Origin of the sequence: uncultured Xylophilus sp. (genome assembly GCA_913776965.1) — a bacterium.
GTDB lineage: Bacteria > Pseudomonadota > Gammaproteobacteria > Burkholderiales > Burkholderiaceae_C > Xylophilus.
This window is the reverse complement of record CAJYQL010000020.1, coordinates 26823-45628: the sequence shown is the minus strand read 5'-3', so window position 1 is coordinate 45628 and position 18806 is coordinate 26823. Positions and strand designations below refer to the sequence as shown.

General features: G+C 70.9%; 15 protein-coding genes and 1 pseudogene. 5 read left to right on the top strand and 11 right to left on the bottom strand.

Annotation, left to right across the window (positions count from 1 at the left end; genetic code table 11):
* Window positions 1-103: 103 nt before the first annotated feature.
* The 8 genes from QZ500_RS02810 to apaG form a co-directional block, all read right to left on the bottom strand.
* Window positions 104-1024, bottom strand: a complete 921-nt coding sequence (locus QZ500_RS02810; protein ID WP_295850522.1) for a branched-chain amino acid ABC transporter permease — start codon at window positions 1022-1024, stop codon at window positions 104-106.
* Between the two features lie 85 nt (window positions 1025-1109).
* Complete coding sequence (locus QZ500_RS02805) at window positions 1110-2282, bottom strand: ABC transporter substrate-binding protein (RefSeq protein WP_295850551.1); 1173 nt, start codon at window positions 2280-2282, stop codon at window positions 1110-1112.
* Window positions 2283-2420: 138 nt separating this feature from the next.
* On the bottom strand, window positions 2421-4085 hold the full coding sequence (locus QZ500_RS02800; RefSeq protein ID WP_295850519.1) for an FAD-dependent oxidoreductase: 1665 nt from the start codon (window positions 4083-4085) through the stop codon (window positions 2421-2423).
* 84 nt (window positions 4086-4169) lie between these two features.
* On the bottom strand, window positions 4170-4928 hold the full coding sequence (locus QZ500_RS02795; RefSeq protein WP_295850517.1) for an amino acid racemase: 759 nt from the start codon (window positions 4926-4928) through the stop codon (window positions 4170-4172).
* 48 nt (window positions 4929-4976) lie between these two features.
* On the bottom strand, window positions 4977-6095 hold the full coding sequence (locus QZ500_RS02790) for a YbdK family carboxylate-amine ligase (RefSeq protein ID WP_295850515.1): 1119 nt from the start codon (window positions 6093-6095) through the stop codon (window positions 4977-4979).
* Entirely contained in the window at window positions 6085-7374 is a 1290-nt protein-coding gene (locus QZ500_RS02785; RefSeq protein ID WP_295850514.1) for a cation:proton antiporter, read from the bottom strand. Before QZ500_RS02785 ends, QZ500_RS02790 begins: the two co-directional genes overlap by 11 nt.
* 28 nt (window positions 7375-7402) lie before the next feature.
* Window positions 7403-9442 (bottom strand): site-specific recombinase, encoded by a 2040-nt coding sequence (locus QZ500_RS02780; RefSeq protein ID WP_295850512.1) that lies wholly within the window; start codon window positions 9440-9442, stop codon window positions 7403-7405.
* Window positions 9443-9450: 8 nt separating this feature from the next.
* A complete protein-coding gene (gene apaG, locus QZ500_RS02775) occupies window positions 9451-9855 on the bottom strand; it encodes a Co2+/Mg2+ efflux protein ApaG (protein WP_295850510.1) in 405 nt (134 codons plus the stop codon).
* A gap of 62 nt (window positions 9856-9917) precedes the next feature.
* Here apaG and rpe point away from each other — a divergent pair, with 62 nt between their 5' ends.
* Window positions 9918-10604, top strand: coding sequence for a ribulose-phosphate 3-epimerase (gene rpe / locus QZ500_RS02770; RefSeq protein ID WP_295850508.1), 687 nt, complete (start codon window positions 9918-9920; stop codon window positions 10602-10604).
* Window positions 10605-11010: 406 nt separating this feature from the next.
* Window positions 11011-13188, top strand: coding sequence for a catalase (locus tag QZ500_RS02765; protein ID WP_295850505.1), 2178 nt, complete (start codon window positions 11011-11013; stop codon window positions 13186-13188).
* 96 nt (window positions 13189-13284) lie between these two features.
* Here QZ500_RS02765 and QZ500_RS02760 read toward each other — a convergent pair whose 3' ends face one another.
* Complete coding sequence (locus tag QZ500_RS02760; RefSeq protein WP_295850501.1) at window positions 13285-13584, bottom strand: hypothetical protein; 300 nt, start codon at window positions 13582-13584, stop codon at window positions 13285-13287.
* Between the two features lie 44 nt (window positions 13585-13628).
* Window positions 13629-14084 (bottom strand): annotated as a pseudogene (locus tag QZ500_RS02755) (hypothetical protein); the annotation flags it as partial.
* A 158-nt stretch (window positions 14085-14242) separates the two neighbouring features.
* Here QZ500_RS02755 and gph point away from each other — a divergent pair.
* Window positions 14243-14935 (top strand): phosphoglycolate phosphatase, encoded by a 693-nt coding sequence (gph, locus tag QZ500_RS02750; RefSeq protein WP_295850498.1) that lies wholly within the window; start codon window positions 14243-14245, stop codon window positions 14933-14935.
* A gap of 298 nt (window positions 14936-15233) precedes the next feature.
* Entirely contained in the window at window positions 15234-16736 is a 1503-nt protein-coding gene (trpE, locus tag QZ500_RS02745) for an anthranilate synthase component I (protein WP_295850495.1), read from the top strand.
* Between the two features lie 93 nt (window positions 16737-16829).
* Here the strand turns inward: trpE and QZ500_RS02740 are convergent, their stop codons facing one another.
* Window positions 16830-17672 (bottom strand): IclR family transcriptional regulator, encoded by an 843-nt coding sequence (locus QZ500_RS02740; protein WP_295850491.1) that lies wholly within the window; start codon window positions 17670-17672, stop codon window positions 16830-16832.
* Window positions 17673-17819: 147 nt separating this feature from the next.
* Here QZ500_RS02740 and QZ500_RS02735 point away from each other — a divergent pair, with 147 nt between their 5' ends.
* The gene (locus tag QZ500_RS02735) at window positions 17820-18785 is read left to right on the top strand and encodes an MBL fold metallo-hydrolase (RefSeq protein WP_295850487.1); all 966 of its coding nucleotides are present in this window, start codon (window positions 17820-17822) and stop codon (window positions 18783-18785) included.
* The last annotated feature ends 21 nt before the right edge of the window (window positions 18786-18806 follow it).

Sequence of the window (18806 nt, the reverse complement as noted above, 5' to 3'; positions counted from 1 at the left end):
GGGGTGGACCTCCGGGGTGCGCAGCAAGGAAAATATCGGAAGGAAATCGGGCTTCGGCGCCCGTCCAGCATGCGCATGAAGCTATGGATTCGATAGCGCATGCTCAGACCTTCTCCGCGATGCGCCGGCCGAGCAGGCCTTCGGGCTTGACCACCAGCACCACGATGATCAGCACGAAGATGCTGATCTCGCGCAACTCCGCGTGCCAGAGGCCGACCAGCGCCTCGATCAATCCGAGCACGAAGCCGCCGAGCATGCAGCCGCGCGGGCTGCTCAGGCCGCCGAGGATCGCCGCCGAGAACGCCTTCAGCGCGAGCGTCAGGCCCATGAAGACCGAAGCAGTGGTGATCGGCGCGACCAGCAGGCCGGCCAGCCCCGCGAGGCTGGAGCTGACGACGAAGGCCAGCACCACGATCGCGGTCACGTTGATGCCCATCAGCGTGGCGGCGGAGCCGCTGTGCGCCACCGCGCGCACCGCCTTGCCGAGCCGCGTCTTCTGCATCACCAGGTCGAGCGCGACCATGATCGCGACGCTCGCGCACAGCACCAGGATCTCCTGCGGCAGGATGCCGGCGCCGCCGATGCGGATCACCGCGTTGCCGAGCGGCGAGGGCAGCACCAGCGGGGCAGGGCCCCAGATCGCCAGGGCGGTGTTCTGGATGATGATGCCGAAGCCGATCGTGCTCATCACCCAGGCGAGGCCGCTCTGGCCGATGAACGGCCGCACCGCGGTGAAGTACAGCAGCACGCCGAGCAGGCCCATCAGCGCCATCGTGGCCAGCAGGCCGCCGCCGTAGCGCGCCAGCGTGACCTCGGCCGGCTGCAGCGAGGCGCCGAAGCCCTTGCCGGCCAGCAGCACCACCGCCGTCACGCCGATGAAGGCGCCGCCGACCAGGAACTCGCCCTGGCCGAAGTTGAAGGTCCTGGTGGTGCTGTGGGTGATGTTGAAGCCCAGCGCGACCAGCGCGTAGATGCTTCCGAGCGCCAGGCCGCTGAACACGGCCTGGAGGATGGTGGCTCCCATGTCTCGCCTTTCCGGCCGCCTCCGGCCCGGTGCGGCGGACCGGCGCGCTGCGCGGTCCGCGGCGGTTCTCTCTCTATCGCGTCGCTTACTTCTTCAGGTCGGCCGGCGTCAGGGCCTTGGTGACCGCGTCCTCGTAGCGGCCGGGCGCGTCGCCCTTCCAGCGGGCGAGGTAGAAGTCGCTCACGTCCAGGCCCTCGTGCGATTGCTTGCTGAACGGCTTGTTGTAGGTCTTGATCACGCCCTGCACGCCGCTCACGTTCTCGAGCGCGGCGGCGACCTTCTCGCCGTCGGTGCTGTTGGCCTGCTTCATCGCCGCGGCGATCAGCATCACCGAGTCGTAGGCCTGCGCGGCGCAGGGGAAGGTGGTGAGCGTCGGGAAGTTCTTGCGCACCCGCTGGCCGAGTTCCTTGGTCTTCGCGTTGGTGTCCTCGGTGGTCGAGGCCGCCAGGATCAGGTGCTCGGCGAGCTTGCCGCCGGCCATCTTCGGCAGCAGGCCGCTCAGGTTGCCCCAGGTGCCGAGCGTGGTCGGCATGTAGTTGATCTTCTCCATGCTGCGCAGCACCTGCGCGGTGCCGTCGGCGATGCCGTAGACGATCACGGTGTCGGCGCCGGCGGCCTTGATCTTCGACAGCTGCGAGGTGATGTCGGTGTCCTTCGGGCCGTACTTCTCGACCGCGACCGGCTTGATGTTGTGCAGCGCCAGGATGTCGGTCGCGTCCTTGATGCCGCCCTGGCCGTAGCCGGTGGAGTCGGCGAGGATCGCGATCTTCTTGTCCTTGCTGGCCTTGGCGGCGTAGGCGCCGAGCAGTGCGACCTGCTCGCGGTCGACCATCGAGACGCGGTACAGGTAGTTCTGCGGTTCCTTGGCGTAGCGGGTGGTGATCTCGGTGCCGGTGGCGATCGGCACCACGACCGGGATCTTCTTCTGCTGCGGGATGTGCAGCCATGCGAGCGCGTTGCCCGAGTTGGCCGGGCCGACGACGGCGGCGACCTTCTCGTTGTCGATCAGCTCGGTCATGTTCTGGATCGACTTCGGCGGCGTGCCGAGGTCGTCGCGGATCACCGGCACCAGCTTGCGGCCCATCACGCCGCCCGCCTTGTTGATGTCCTCGATCGCGGCCTCGAAGCCCCAGCGCCCGGCGACGCCGAGCTCGGCCACGCCGCTGGCCGACATGTCGGCGTTGTAGCCGATCTTGATGTCCTGGGCGTGGGCCGTGCCGGCCACGAGGGCTGCCGCGAAGGCGGTCGCGGTGACCATGCGGTGGATCGCTGTCTTCATGCTGCTGTCTCCTGTCGTTGTGCCGTCGCCGGCTGGTGGTCGGGCCACTGTAGGACGACTGTACCCACTGCGATAGGTACAGTTGGACGGGACAGCGCGCCGCGGCCGGCGCGGGGGTCAGACCTGCGGGAATTCCCTCGGAGGGGCAACCCTGCCCTGCACCAGGTCGGCGGCCTTCTCGGCGACCATCATGGTCGGCGCGCCGGTGTTGCCCGACGGCATGGCCGGCATGACCGAGGCGTCGGCGATGCGCAGGCCCTCCAGGCCGTGGACCCGCAGCTCGGCATCGACCACCGCCATCGGATCGTCGGCCGGCCCCATGCGGCAGGTGCCCATGAAATGCCAGGCGGTGCCGCCGCGCTGACGCGCGTAGTCGAGCAGCGCCTCATCGCTGGTGGCGGAGGCCGGCGGCGCCTCGTCGGCCGCGATGTAGCGCTGCAGCGCCGGCGTATGCAGCAGCCGCCGCGCCAGCCGCAGGCCGTCGACCACGGTGCGCCGATCGCCCTCGGCCGCCAGGTAGTGCGGCTGGATCGCCGGCGGTGCGAACGGGTCGGCGGAGGTGGCGCGCACGAAGCCGGCGCTCTCGGGCCGCAGCTGGTAGAAGCCGAGCGTCATGCCCGGGAAGTCGTCGAGCCGCCCGGCGATGCCCGAGGCGTAGCTGCCCGGCGAGAAATGGAACTGCAGGTCCACTGCCGGCGCGTCCGGCCGCGATTTCGCGAAGGCGTAGGCGACCGACGGGCTGATCGCCAGCACGCTCGGCCGGCGGGCCATCCATTTGCCGATCTCCGCGAGCAGCCGCCAGCCGCGGGCGGTGCCGTTGATCGTCTGCACGCCCTGCACCCGCACGATGGAGCGCACCATGAAGTGGTCCTGCAGCCCCTCGCCGACGCCCGGCAGGGCATGCACCGGCGCGATGCCGAGCGACTGCAGCAGCGCAGGAGCGCCGACGCCCGAGAGCTGCAGCAGCTTCGGCGTGTTGGCGGCGCCGGCGCACAGGATCACCTCGCGCCGGGCCGATACGGTGCGCTCGGGTGCGCCGGGCGCGGCGCGGAACCGCACGCCGGTCGCTCGCCGGCCATCGAACCGCACGGCGGTCGCATGCGCGCCGGTGCGGACCTGCAGGTTCGGCCGGCGCATCGCCGGTGCCAGGAAGGCCTTGGCGGCGCTGACCCGGCGGCCGTGCTGGATCCAGCGCTGGTAGTAGCCGGCGCCGGCCTGGTCGGAGGCGTTGTAGTCGGTGTCGCGCGGAATGCCGAGCGCGTCGGCGCCGTCGATGAAGCCGTCGCACAGCGGATGGCGCCAGTCGCAGTCGGTGATCGGCAGCAGGCCGTCGGTGCCGCGCCAGCGCGGGTCGGCGGCGCCGATGCGGCGCTCGGTCCGCTTGAAGTAGGGCAGCACGTCGGCATACGCCCAGCCGGGGTTGCCGCGCGCGGCCCAGCCGTCGTAGTCGGCCGGCACGCCGCGGGTGTAGTTGAAGCCGTTGATCGAGCTGGAGCCGCCGAGCGTGCGGCCGAGCTGGGTGGTGATGCGACGGCCGGCAGTGCCCTCGCCCGGCTCGGTGCTGAAGCTCCAGGTGTAGCGCGGGTCGTAGCCGACCTTGATGAAGCCGGCCGGGATGTGGATGAACGGACTGCGGTCGGGCGGGCCGGCCTCGAGCAGACAGACGGTGTGGCGGCCGTCCTCGCTCAGCCGGTGGGCGAGCAGGCAGCCGGCGGCGCCGGCGCCGACGATGACGTAGTCGAACGAATCCCCGGAAGCATCCCCGGGCGAGGCGGTGGGCATCAGTGCTGTCTCCTGTAGTGGCGCGGGCGCTCTGCGGCGCCGGTCCGCGACTGTAGAGCGTCTGCGCCCGCCGTGCAGGAACGGTCAGCCGGCCGCGTAGGCGCGCTCGGCCAGCGCACGGGCCAGCACCCGGGTCGGATCGACCAGCGGCCAGCCTGCGGCCGCGGGCGCCTGCGGCAGCGCCAGCGGGATCTCGGTACAGCCCATGATCAGCATGGTGTCCGGCCCGTGGCGCGCCCGCAGCGCGGCGCCGACCGTGGTGAAGCACTGTTCGGCGAGCGCCATGTCGTCGGCCTTCACGCCGTCGTAGATGCCACACATCAGCTGCGTGCGCTCGTCGGCTTCGGGCTGGTGGCAGGCGATGCCCGCGGCCGTGAACGCGGCGTCGTAGAGCCCGTTGCGGTAGGTGCCTTCGGTGGCGAGCAGTGCGACCTCGGTCACGCCGGCGCGCTGGACATGGCGGGCCGTCTCGCGCGCGATGTGCAGGATCTCGAGCCCCGGAAACCGCGCCTGCAGCGCCGCATGCCAAGCGTGCGCGGTGTTGCAGGCGATGCCCACCGCCCGCACGCCGAGCTGCTCGAAGCGCTGCAGCGTGCCCGCCAGCTGCGTTTCCACCCGGACGATGGCGTCGGGTCCGTCCAGCAGGGCCCGGGTGCGGTCCGCGACCGGCACCTGCGCCAGCCAGTGCTCGGGATAGGCCTGATCCTGGATCGCCAAGCCGCGCGCCTGCAGCAGTGCGCGGCAGCTCTCCAGGAACAGGCGGGCGATGTCGAGGCCGGCGGCGGGGCCCATGCCCCCTAACAATCCGACAGGAATAGGAGCGGGGGCGGTGGATGCGTACATGCCCCAAATGTTAGCGGTTGCAACTCCGCCTGTCCGCCGGTGCAGCGCTCAGGCGCCGCGGAATTTCAGCGTCGCCTGCCGGCTGACCTCGGCCAGCAGCTGTTCGCGGTGCTGGCGTTCGCGCAGCCAGCGGGCATCGTTGTGACCGCGGGTGACGTCGGCGCGCAGCAGGTGCAGCGCGTCGGATGCGCCGTGCTGCCGCGCATGGCGCTGCAGGTGGTGCATCGTCAGCAGGATGTGGTCGCGCAGCGGCATCTGCTCGCCGGTGCCGGGGTCGACGTAGTTGCCCTCCAGCCCGAAGCGGCAGGCGTGGAAGCGGTTGGTGGAGTAGACGAGGTAGTCGTCCTCGTCCGGCGTGAAGGGCTGCTCGGCCAGGAACCAGGCGGCCAGCGCCTGCACGTAGCCGGCCAGCGCCGCGGCACGCTCGACCGACAGCGGCGTGTCGAACACCCGGATCTCGATCGTGCCGTACTCGGGCTTGGGCCGGATGTCCCAGTAGAAGTCCTTCATGCTCTTGACCACGCCGGTGCGGGTCATCTTGTCGTAGAAGGTCTCGAACGCCGACCACTGCAGCGCGAACGGTGCTCGGCCCGACAGCGGAAAGGCGAACACCGAATTCAGCCGCGCCGAATCGAACTGCGTGTCCTGCCCCTGCACGTACGGGCTGGACGCCGACAGCGCGATGAAGTGCGGGATGTAGCGCGACATGCGGTGCAGCATCAGCAGCGCGCTGTCGGCGTCGGGGCAGCCGATGTGCACGTGCTGCCCGAAGATCGTGAACTGCTTGGACAGGTAGCCGTAGAGCGCCGACAGCTCCTGGAAGCGCGGCCGGTCGTAGATGCGCTGCTCGTGCCACTGCTGGAACGGATGCGTGCCGCCGCCGGCCACCGCGATATTGAGCCGGTCCGCGCAGCGCACCAGCGCGTCGCGGATGTCGGAGAGCTGCCCCAGCACCTGGCCCGCATCGCGGCACACGTCGGTGGAAATCTCGATCATGCTGGAGGTCATCTCCGGCACCACGTTGCCCGGCAGGTCGATCTGCTCCATCAGCCGCAGCATGTTGCCGGCATAGGGCGCGAGGTCATAGTCGTGGGTGTTGACGAGCTGCAGCTCCAGCTCCACCCCGAGCGACAGGGCCTGCGACGGGCGGAAAGCCTCAAGCGCCATGGCCGTCGCCTTCCCCGGTGCCCGGCGCATCGCCCGGCAGGGCGGGCAGGCCCCTGCGGCGCGGCCGCCAGGCCCGCGAGGCTTCGCCGGCGCGGTACAGCGCGACCGTCGCGACCACGGCGCCGAGCAACTCCATCAGCAGGATCGCCGGCAGCGCGATCGACGCGATCTGGCGGGCCGCGGCGCCCGGCGCCTGCGCGTACTGCGAGGCGATCAGCAGCGCGATCGAGGACATCGGCGCCATCGCGCAGCCGATCCACAGTGCCTGCCGCGCGCTCGTTCCGCTGCGCACGTTGGCGAGCGTCACGCCGCCCACCTTGGCCAGCAGCCGCACGCCGACCAGCACCAGCACCAGGCCGGCCACCGGCGCGGTCCAGTCGGCCTGCGCCGCGACCACTGACACCAGCACGAACATCAGCATGGTGAGCAGCGACGCGGCGGTGCCCAGCTGCCGCGGCCAGGCCCAGGGCCGCGCATGGAACTGCTTGAGCAGCATGCCGCCGAGCAGCGCGGCCAGCGGCGCCGAGCCGCCCAGGTGCGAGGCGATGCCCGCCGCCGCCGCGATCAGCGCCAGCAGCAGGATCGAGGTGTTCTCGCTGCTCGGGCTCATGAAGCGCAGCGCCAGACGCAGCACCAGCGCCAGCACCGCGCCCACCCCCACCGACAGGCCGAGCACCAGCGCAGCCGGACCGGCGGTGGCCAGCAGCTGCAGCTGCTCGCGGGCCTGTAGTTCCGCATGGGCGGTGCCGATGGCCAGCGCATACAGGGTGCTGAGCGTGGCCAGCACCAGGGCCCGGTCGGTCACCGGCCCGGAGGCCCGGGCGTCGGCCGCGACCCGCGCCAGCACCGCCGGCGAGGCGGCAACCGCCACCAGCGCGAGCGGCACCGCCACGGTCGGCCGCACGCCGAGCCAGCCGAGCGCGGCATCGACTGCCAGGTAGGTCAGCGCGGATTCGGCGATGCTCTGCAGCAGCACCATCGGGTTGTAGCGGAACCAGCGCAGCGGGATGCGGCCGCCGGCCTCGAACAGCACCACCGCGATGCCGAGTTCCAGCAGGAACAGCTCGGTGCCCGACAGCGGCCAGGCGGCGCCGCCGAAGCCCGCGAAGCCGGCGGCGCTGCCGGTCAGCGCATAGCCGACCACCTTCGGCAGCCCGGTCGCGCGCTGCAGCAGGGAGCCGGCCATCGCCGCGGTGGCCAGCACCAGCGCCCACTGGACCGTCACCAGGCCGATCGACGGCCGGAGCCAGTCGATCCAGAGGGTGACGATCTCGTTCATGGCGGCAGGGCGTGCGGGCGGCGCGCGCTCAGTGCGGCTCGATCCGGTCGGGCGGCGGCGGAGGCGGGTCCGCCCGGCGGGTGCTGCCGCCGCGCGGCACGAAGAAGGAGAGCGGCGCATCGCGCCAGCGCGACCAGATCGCCGCACGGATGCGCAGCCGGTCCACCCGGCCGACGTTGTGCGCCCGCAGCGCCAGCCGGAAGGCGAACAGGAAGCTCACCACCAGGTTCAGCGCGCCGATCACCGGGATCGCCGCCAGGCACCACCAGAAGGCCGGGTTCTGCACCACCGCGAGTCCGTAGACCGAGGCCGCGCCGGCGATCTGGCCGGTCGACAGGGTGACGTGGCGGGCCTCCAACCCGATGCCGACGAAGGCGAGCAGCGGCGGCAGCATGCCGAGCATCACACCCAGCGAGATGTTGGAGGCGAAGCCCGAGACGTTGTCGCGCATGAACTGCGCCCAGCGCCGCGCCCGGTCGGAGCCCAGCCAGCGGGTGATGCGCGGGTTGTATTCGATCGCCGAGCCCAGCCGGTGCAGCACGAACCAGTTCTCGGCCCAGCCCGCCATGATGCTGGCGGAGAACAGCAGCACGCCGGTGAACGCGGCGAACAGCGCCGTCGGCCCGAGCAGCGTGAGCGACTCCAGCACGTGGTGGGCCTCCTTCACCGGGATCATCGGATGGCCGAGGGCCGCCTTCAGCCCGATGCCGACCAGCAGCACCGCCGGGAATACCGTCAGCACGTTGCCGAGCACCGCCGCCACCTGCGAACGCACCAGGTGCGTCACCTCGTCGACGAATTCGTCCACCGCGCGTCCGCTGCCGAGCTCCTTCAGCTTGGCGGCCATGGCCGGCGCGGTCATCGCCGGCTGCTTGGTGGCCAGCGTGCAGTGCAGCAGCTGGATCAGCACGAAGCTGCCGGCGTACAGCACGCTCGACCAGACGCCGTTCCAGAACGGCGACAGCGCCAGCGCGGTGATCGCGAACTTGCCGAGCACCGTGCCGGCGGTCAGCACGCCGCCGCCCGCGGCCTGCCGCAGCATGCGGCCGTAGGCGGCGCGGTCGCGGGTGATGTAGTGCTCGCCGGTCTCGGCGCTGCGCTCGGCCACCTTGGAGGCGAGCAGCGAGGAGTTCGACGCGATCAGCGCGCGGATGCTGCGGCGCTCCGGCCCCATCGCCGCGAGCCGTGCCAGCAGCCGGCCGGTCGCCGCCTGCGGCTGGCCCGACAGCAGGCAGTCCAGCAACTCGCGGATGCGCAGCAGCCGCTCGCGCAGCTGCCGCAGCCGGAATACCAGGCCGACGGAGATGCCGTTGTCCTCCAGGTGCGCATAGACGGTGGAGACCGCCTGCCGGCAGCCGTCGAGCCGGTCGCGCAGCCGCAGCGCGGCGTCCTCGAGTTGCGGGCCGTCGCGGGGCAGCCGCACGACCTCGCGGCGCAGCGTTTCCACGTCCTGCGCCAGCGACCGGAACGGCCGGGTGGCGCGCGCCGCGGCGCTCATGCGCAGCCGCACCTCGGGTGCGAAACCGGTCGCGACCGCCTGCGCGGTGCAGTAGACGATCGCGTCGAGCAGCGTGCGCTGCCAGGCGGTCAAGCCCGGCGCCACCGCCGCGGCCGGGTCCTCGATCGCGAACAGCGCGCCCAGCCGGGCGAGCTGGGTGTCGTCGAGCGCCGCGATCCAGTGCACGTCGCGCGGGTCGGACAGCAGCAGCGCGAACAGCTCGCCGGCGTCGATCGTCTCGGGGCTGACCGGCAGCAGCTTGCGACGCAGGCGTTCGGCCAGCTCGCTCATGAACGCGGTGCGCGGCGCGAAGCCGTAGTCGGCCAGCAGCGCGGTGAAATCGACCGTCGCCACCAGCCGGGTCCACCAGGCGCGCAGCAGGGCGCGCTTGTCGGGCTGGGCGTCGAGCGCGTCGATCAGCAGCTGCACGCGGCTGACGGCGGCCTGCGGCGTCGCGCCGCGTCCGCGGATCCAGTCGATCAGTTCGACCGCCCACAGGTGCCGTTCGGCCAGCGATGCGTCGGGGTCCAGCCGGTCGAGGATGCCGGCGAGGTCGCGCTTCCTGCGCATCGGCCGCGTCAGTGCAGCACGCGCGGGCCGGCGGGCACCGCATGGGGCTGCGCATCGGCCTCGAGCACGAAGAGGGGAATCGGTGCGTCGAACACGGTGGTGTCCTCGGCGACGCAGACGTAGCGGCCTTCCATCGTGCCGTTCGGCGTCCGCAGATGGCAGCCGCTGGTGTAGCGGAACGACTCGCCCGGCTGCAGCAGCGGCTGCTGGCCCACCACGCCGAAGCCGCGGACCTCCTCGGTGCGGCCCTGCAGGTCGCGGATGGTCCAGTGCCGGGCGATCAGCTGCGCCGGCAGGTCGCCACTGTTGGTGATGGTGATGGTGTAGGAGAAGCTGTAGACGTGCTGGTCCGGTGCGGACTGGGCAGGCAGATACTGCGGCTCGACTTCCACCGTGAACAGGTAGTTCGGCATGGCGGTATGGTACTGCGGGCCTCCGGCCGGCTCTGCGGGCCGCGCTGCGACAATCCCGCCCCATGAGCGCCGCCCCCACCTACCGCATCGCCCCGTCCATCCTCTCCGCCGACTTCGCCCGCCTGGGCGAAGAGGTGCGCGACGTCGTCGCCGCCGGCGCCGACTGGATCCATTTCGACGTGATGGACAACCACTACGTCCCGAATCTGACCTTCGGCCCGATGGTCTGCCAGGCGCTGAAGCCGCACGCCCGCACGCCCGACGGTACCCCGGTGCCGATCGACGTGCACCTGATGGTGCAGCCGGTGGATGCGCTCGCCGCGGCGTTCGCCGAGGCGGGCGCCGACCTGATCAGCTTCCACCCCGAAGCCTCGGCCCATCCGCACCGCAGCATCCAGGCGATCCGCGCGAAGGGCGTGAAGGCCGGCCTGACCTTCAACCCCGCCACGCCCCTCGACATCCTCGACTGGACGATCGACGACCTGGACCTGATCCTGCTGATGAGCGTCAACCCGGGCTTCGGCGGCCAGAGCTTCATCGACTCCACCCTGCGTAAGATCGAGCAGGTGCGCAAACGCATCGACGCGACCGGCCGGGACATTCGCCTGGAAGTCGACGGGGGCATCAAGGTCGACAACATCGCCCGCGTGGCGGCCGCCGGCGCCGATACCTTCGTGGCCGGCAGCGCCATCTTCGGCCAGCCCGACTACCGCACCGTCATCGACGCGATGCGCAGCGCGTTGCGCTGAACCGCGCCAGCGGATGCACTCCGCGCCCCGTTGTCGGACAGGGCTGACACGCCCGGTCGCCCTGTCCCACAGGGCGTCAGAGCTTCCGGCTACGGCCCTCGTCGTTACCCGACGTTAATCTTTCCTCACTTCCGTAAACGGGGCATGTCGCCGCCGGGCGGAGGCTGCGACAAACGGGGAACGTACATCATGGACTGGGTCATCTGGTGTGTAGCAGGCGCGATGGGCGCCGTGGCGCTGGTAGCCCTGGTCAACGCCCTCGAACGCTGCTTCGACTACTGAGCGGCCGCAGCCCCTGGGGGTGCCCTGCGCATCCGGCCTGCGGGCCGGTGCGCCGGCACCCCGTTTTCCTTGACGGTTCGAGGCGCGCTCCACCGTGGGCGTGCGGGAAGGCGAGAGACACACGATGGTGCAGGCGCGCAACGGGGCACGGGGCAAGGCGAGGGCGGCCGACGGCTCCACGGACAAGCTGCAGCAGCTGCAGCCCTATCTGGACGAACCGGCCCAGGTCCTGACGACCAATCAGGGGCTGCAGATCCCCGACAACCACAACTCGCTCAAGGCGGGCGCACGCGGCCCGACGCTGCTGGAGGACTTCATCCTCCGCGAGAAGATCACCCACTTCGACCACGAGCGCATCCCCGAGCGGGTGGTGCATGCCCGCGGGGCCGCGGCGCACGGCACGTTCCACGTCTACAAGGCACTGTCGGAATACACCACCGCTCAGTTCCTGAACGACACCGAGGCCCGTACCCCGGTCTTCGTGCGCTTCTCGACCGTCGCCGGCCCGCGCGGCAGCGCCGACACGGTGCGCGACGTGCGCGGCTTCGCGGTCAAGTTCTACACGCCCGAGGGCAACTACGACCTGGTCGGCAACAACATGCCGGTGTTCTTCATCCAGGACGCGATGAAGTTCCCCGACCTGATCCATGCGGTCAAGGGCGAGCCGCACCACGAGATGCCGACCGCCGCCAGCGCGCACGACACCTTCTGGGACTTCGCCTCGCTGATGCCCGAGACCACCCACATGCTGATGTGGGCGATGAGCGACCGGGCGCTGCCGCGCAGCTACCGGATGATGGAAGGTTTTGGCGTCCACACCTTCCGCATGATCAACGGCCGGGGCGAATCGCACTTCGTCAAGTTCCACTGGAAGCCCAAGCTCGGCCTGCACGGCCTGGCGTGGGACGAGGCGCAGAAGATCGCCGGCAAGGACCCGGATTTCCACCGCCGCGACCTCTGGGAGTCGATCGAGAAGGGCCACTTCCCGGAATGGGAGCTGGGCCTGCAGCTGGTGCCGGAGGACAAGGCCGCGTCGTTCGGCATCGACCTGCTCGACGCGACCAAGCTGATCCCCGAGGAGTTGGTGCCGGTGGTGCCGGTCGGCAAGCTGGTGCTCAACCGCAACCCGGACAACTTCTTCGCCGAAACGGAGCAGGTGGCCTTCCACCCGGGGCACCTGGTGCCGGGCATCGACTTCAGCAACGACCCGCTGCTGCAGGGCCGTCTGTTCTCGTACACCGACACGCAGCTGTCCCGCCTGGGCGGCCCGAACTTCCACGAGATCCCGATCAACCGTGGCGTCTGTCCGTTCCACAACTTCCAGCGCGACGGCATGCACCGCATGACCATCGGTCGCGGCCAGGTGTCGTACGAGCCGAACTCGCTCGCGGCGGGCGCGGAATTCCGGGTGGACGGCGGCCAGCACGGCTTCCAGAGCCATCCCGACAACACCATCGAGCCGCCGAAGCTGCGGCGCCGCAGCCCGACCTTCGACGACCATTTCAGCCAGGCCGCACTGTTCTGGAACAGCATGACGCCGGCCGAGAAGGAGCACATCGTCGCAGCCTTCCGCTTCGAGCTGGGCAAGGTGACGGTGCCGGCGATCCGCCAGCGCATGGTGAACAACCTGGCGCTGGTCGATGCGCGGCTCGCCAAGAAGGTGGCGGCGCCGCTCGGCATCGAGCCGCCGGATGCGCGTGCCGCGACCGGGCAGGCGGGTTACCGCAACGTACAGGCGCAGTCGCCGGTCGAGGAGTCGCCCGCGCTCAGCATGGCCCCGCGGCCCGACAAGCGCGGCATCCAGACGCGCAAGGTCGCGGTGCTGGCGGCCGACGGGGTGGACGTGGTGTCGCTGCGGCCGGTGCAGCAGGCGCTGGCCGATGCCGGGGCGGAATGCCTGGTGGTGGCTCCGCGGCTCGGCAGCGTGGCGACGGCCGGCGGCCGCCGCTTCGACGTGCACGCGACCTTCGCCGCGATGCCCTCGGTGATGTTCGATGCGGTCCTGGTCGCCGGCGGCAAGGACAGCGCAGATGCGCTGGCCCAGCTGGGCGACGCGGTGCATTTCGTGCTGGAGGCCTACAAGCACGGAAAGGCGATCTGCGCGATCGGCGACGGCGCGGCACTGCTGAAATGGCTCGGCATCGCCGCCGGCGCGTCGGGCGAGGCGCTGGCGCAGCACCCGGGCGTGGTGCTCGGCGCGGCACAGGCCGAGGCGGCGGAAACCACCGCGCCCGCCTTTATCGCCGCGATCGGCGAGCACCGCCACTGGGACCGGCCGCTGGCCGAATCGATTCCGGCCTGACCGGTGGAGCAGCTGGGCGAGGTCCGGCGCGTTTCGTACCCAAAACAACGCCCCGCGCAGGTCCATCCTGCGCGGGGTGCTCTCGTTTCAGGAGCGTCAGGGCTTCTGCTGTTCGCGGTAGACCTGGTCGGTCACCGGCGCGCGGTCGGTGTCCTGCTGGCCGCTGGTCGCGTCGTCGTGCGCCTGCTCGCCCTGCTGGCGGGCGGCATGCGAATGGCGCGGCTGGCTGTCGGCCGACTGATCGCGTTCGTGCGGCAGGCGGGGGGACGACTGCTCGGTGCTCTGGTCGGACTGGGCGACACGGGTGTCGCCTTCGTCCGGATGGTCCGACGGCCGGCCGTCGGGCAACGGCGCCGGGTCGTCGCGCTTCTGCAGCGCGGGTGCGGTGGCGCCCATGGTCACAGGCCTGCGTAGTAGCGCTCGGACGGATATTCGCGCTCGGCACGATCCCAGGCGGCCCGCGCGGCCGGGCGGGCCTCGTCCCAGCCGAGGGTCGAACGCTCGCGGCGGCTTTCCCAGGCAGAGGCCAGTTCGGCGTCGTAGTCCTCGAACTTGCCGGGGCGCTCGGCGCGGCCCTGCCAGCCGGCGCGGTAGGCCGGCTCGTAGTCGTCGTAGCCGCGGCCGGTGGCGTAGTAGGGCTCGTTGGCGTAGTTGTCGCGCCAGTAGGCGTCCTCAGCGGTCGGGTTGACGGCTTCGGCCGCGCCCTTGCCGGCCAGGCCGCCGACCACCGCGCCGATCACCGTGCCCACGGCCACGCCCACCGGGCCGCCTGCAGCGCCGAGGGCTGCGCCGGTCAGTGCGCCGCCGCCGGCGCCGATACCCGTGCCGATCGGATGGGCGCCGGGTGCGTCGGTGATCGGGTCGCGGTTCAGGTTGTCGTCGTTGTTCGTCGCCATGGAATGCTCCTTGTTCGGATGGAATGCCGGCAGGTGCCGGAAGGCCGTTCATAGTGCGGCAGGCATCCGGTGCGCGGCGGTAGGACGGGGCGGGGGCGGGCTGTAGGAGCGCCGGGGCGATAGCATCGCGGGCCCTGCCATCCGCGTTCGCCCGACCCATGTCCTTGTCCCTGCCGCCCCTCTCGTTCGCCGGATCGCCGCTCGCGGCCGCCATCGTCGATCTCGACGGCACGCTGGTCGACACGCTCGGCGATTTCGAGGTCGCGCTCGGCGGCATGCTGCAGGAGCTCGGCGCCGCGCCGCTGCCGCGCGCGGTGATCGCCCACATGGTCGGCAAGGGCTCGGAGCATCTGGTCGCGTCTGCGCTGCGCCACTGCGGCCTGGCGCACGACCCGGCCGATGCGCTGCACCGCTACCTCGCGCACTACGACCGCATCAACGGCCGGCATGCCGAGCCGTTCCCCGGCGCGGCGGAAGGCCTGCAGGCCCTCCAGGCCGCCGGTCTGCGCCTGGCCTGCCTGACCAACAAGCCGACCGGTCTTGCGCAGCAGCTGCTGCGCGACAAGGGGCTGGACGGCTTCTTCCTGCACGTCTTCGGCGGCGACGCCTTCGCCCGCAAGAAGCCCGACCCGCTGCCGGTGCTGCAGACCTGCGCCGCGCTCGGCACCGCGCCGGCCGCGACGCTGATGGTCGGTGATTCGCGCAACGACGCCGAGGCCGCCCGCGCCGCCGGCTGCCCGGTCGCGCTGGTCACCTACGGCTACAACCACGGCGAGCCGGTACGCGCAGTCGACGCCGACCTGTTCGTCGATCGGATCGATGCGCTGCCGGTGCTGCTGCAGCAGGCCTGAGCCGCAGACCCCCGCTGCTACACTTTCCCGATGTTCGTCCACCGCACGTTCCGCGCAGGTCCCGGCGACCGGGGAGCCTGGCCCTGGCGACGCCCGACCGCTCCGCACCGCGGATGACGCGGACCGCCGCGCGCACCCTGCGCCGGTCCTTCGGGCCCCGCCGACCGACGCCGGCCCTGCGGCATCCCTCCCGCCGTTCCATCTCCTGCCTTTCTCCCTTCAGCCAGACCGCCGCCGTGCGCGTCCCGGGCCGCCCGTCGCGGCCACCCGGGCCGCCGGCCCGAACCGGAGCGACACCGTGATCACCGAACTTGAATTCAAGAGCCTGACCCAGCAGGGCTACAACCGCATCCCGCTGATGGTCGAAGCCTTCGCCGACCTGGAGACGCCGCTCTCCCTCTACCTGAAGCTCGCCCATGCCAAGGACGGCGGCAAGCACAGCTTCCTGCTCGAATCCGTCGTCGGCGGCGAGCGCTTCGGCCGCTACAGCTTCATCGGCCTGCCGGCGCGGACGCTGCTGCGCTCGCGTGGCTTCGGCGCCGACGCGACCACCGAGGTGGTGAAGGACGGCGTGGTGGTGGAGACGGACCACGGCAACCCGCTCGACTTCATCGCCGCCTACCAGCGCCGCTTCAAGGCGGCGATCCGGCCGGGCCTGCCGCGCTTCTGCGGCGGGCTGGCCGGCTACTTCGGCTACGACACGGTGCGCCACATCGAGAAGAAGCTGGTGCACTCCTGCCCGCCCGACACGCTGCACTGCCCCGACATCCTGCTGCTGCACTGCGAGGAGCTCGCCGTCATCGACAACCTGTCGGGCAAGCTCTACCTGATCGTGTACGCCGACCCGTCGCAGCCCGAGGCCTACGGCACCGCCAAGAAGCGGCTGCGCGAACTGCGCGAGCAGCTGAAGTACTCGGTCAGCGCGCCGGCGATCCGGCCGTCGCAGAGCCATCCGTCGGAACGCGAGTTCGCCAAGGCCGACTACATCGCCGCGGTGGAGCGGGCCAAGGAGCTGATCGCCGCGGGCGACTTCATGCAAGTGCAGATCGGCCAGCGCATCAAGAAGCGCTACACCGAAGCGCCGCTGTCGCTCTACCGGGCGCTGCGCTCGCTGAATCCGTCGCCCTACATGTACTTCTACAACTTCGGCGACGACCTGCACGTGGTGGGCGCGTCGCCCGAGATCCTGGTGCGCCAGGAGAGCACGCCCGAGGGTCAGAAGATCACGATCCGCCCGCTCGCCGGCACCCGGCCGCGCGGCGCCACGCCCGAGGCCGACAAGGCCGCCGAGACCGAGCTGGTCAACGACCCGAAGGAGCGCGCCGAGCACGTGATGCTGATCGACCTGGCGCGCAACGACATCGGCCGCATCGCGCAGACCGGCAGCGTGAAGGTGACCGAGGCCTTCGCGGTCGAGCGCTACAGCCATGTGATGCACATCGTGAGCAACGTCGAGGGCGTGCTGAACGAGGGCATGAGCGCGATCGACGTGCTGCGCGCCACCTTCCCGGCCGGCACGCTGACCGGCGCGCCCAAGGTGCATGCGATGGAGCTGATCGACCAGCTGGAGCCAACGAAACGCGGCCTGTACGGAGGCGCCTGCGGCTACATCAGCTACGCCGGGGACATGGACGTGGCGATCGCGATCCGCACCGGCCTGATCCAGGACCAGACGCTGTATGTGCAGGCCGCCGCCGGCGTGGTCGCCGACTCGGTGCCCGAGCTGGAATGGAAAGAGACCGAGGCCAAGGCCCGGGCGCTGCTGCGGGCGGCGGAGCTGGTGGAGGAAGGGCTGGAGTAAATCTGGAATAGGGGCGGGCGGCAGCCCCTGACGCCCGAAATTTGAAGCAAATCGGGCTCCAGCGCCCGTCCTGCCTGCGCGAGCAGCTATTCTTTAGATAGCGCCCTTGCGCACCGGCGCCCCCAGCCGCGCCGACACCTCGGCGGCGCAGGCCTTCAGCGCCCGCGCCACCGGCCCGTCCCAGGCCGCATCGAAGGTGCCGACCGCGCCGATCGCGGTGATCGCCAGCACCAGGGCGGAGTCGGCGTCGAACACCGGCGCCGACATCGCGTTCACCCCGCGCACCACCTCGCCCTCGGAGCGGCTGAGGCCGTGGCGGCGCACCTCGGCCAGCTGCGGGGCGAAGGCCGCCCAGTCCGGCAGCGGGTCGCGCGGCGGCGTGCCCGGCGTGTCGGCCACGGCGCTGCTCGCCTGCCGCGCGCGGTCGGCCTCCAGCATGGCCTGCGCGACCGCCGGGTCGAGATACGCGCCGAACAGCCGTCCCGAGGCGGTGCCCGCCAGCGAGAACACCGTGCCGTGGCGCATGCTGACGAACACCGTCTCCGGCGATTCCTCCACCCGCACGATGGTCGGCCCGCGATCGCCCCAGACCGCCAGCGCCACCGTCTGCCCGATCGTGCGGGCCAGCGGCGCGAGCAGCGGCGTGGCGATCGTCAGCGGGCTCGACTGCTGCAGGCCGATCAGCCCGAGCTGCAGCGCGAGCGGGCCCAGCGCGTAGCGGCCGCTGGCGCCGTCCTGCTCCACCAGGCCCAGCCGGCCGTAGCTGACCAGGTAGGGATGCGCCTTCGCCGGCGACATGCCGGCATCGCGCGCCAGGTCCTTCAGCGCCATCGGCACGCCGGCATGCACCAGCGCCTGCAGCAGCTGGCCGCCGACTTCCACGCTCTGGATGCCGCGCCGTCCGCGCTCGCCCTCGTCTTCCGTGTCGCCCTGCATCGATTTGGTCCCCCGTGGCTCCGATGGTAGGGCGGAGTGTTGTCGAATCCGTTAGACATGATTGAATTTCGTCGCTACGATGGCGCGATTCACTGAAAACAAACGCCTTTGTCTAAAACGAAGGCGTCGACCGGAGCGAGACAACCCATGGCCACCAAAGCCTTCGCCAGCCACGCCGACCTCGAGGAAAAGAAGGTCAGCTTCGTTCAACTCACTGCCAACGCCTGGGCCTATACCGCCGAGGGCGACCCGAACACCGGCGTCTTCATCGGCGACGACGCGGTGATGGTGGTGGACACCCAGGCCACGCCCGCGATGGCGCAGGACCTGATCCGTCGCATCCGCGGCGTGACCGACAAGCCGATCAAGTACGTGCTGCTGTCGCACTACCACGCGGTGCGGGTGCTGGGCGCCTCGGCCTATTTCAAGGAAGGCGCGCAGCAGGTGATCGCCAGCCGCGATACCTACGACCTGATCGTCGAGCGTGGCGAGCAGGACAAGGCGAGCGAGATCGGCCGCTTCCCGCGCCTGTTCCGCAACGTCGAGTCGGTGCCCGACGGCCTGACCTGGCCGACGATGACCTTCACCGGCACGATGAGCGTCTGGCTCGGCGCGGTCGAGGTGAAGATCGCGCAGATCGGCCGCGGCCACACCAAGGGCGACACGATCGCCTACATCGAGGATCAGAAGGTCTGCTTCGCCGGCGACCTGGTCGAGTACGAGAGCACCGCCTACGCCGGCGACTGCTACTTCAAGGATTGGCCCGCCACGCTCGACCGGCTGTCGGGCTACGGCTTCGAAAAACTGGTGCCCGGCCGCGGCGACGCGCTGCAGAGCGCCGCGAAGGTGCAGGAGGCCATCGCCTACACCCGCGCCTTCGTGAGCGACGTCTACACCACGGTCAACAACGGCGTGGCCCGCGGCCTGGATCTGAAGACGATCTACCGCGAGACCTACGACGCGCTGAAGCCGCGCTACGGCCACTGGGTGATCTTCGACCACTGCATGCCGTTCGACGTGACCCGCGCCTACGACGAGACGACCGGCCACGTCCATCCCCGCATCTGGACCGCCGAGCGCGACACCGAGATGTGGCACGCCCTGGAAGGCTGAACCCGCCGCCGCAGGAGACGA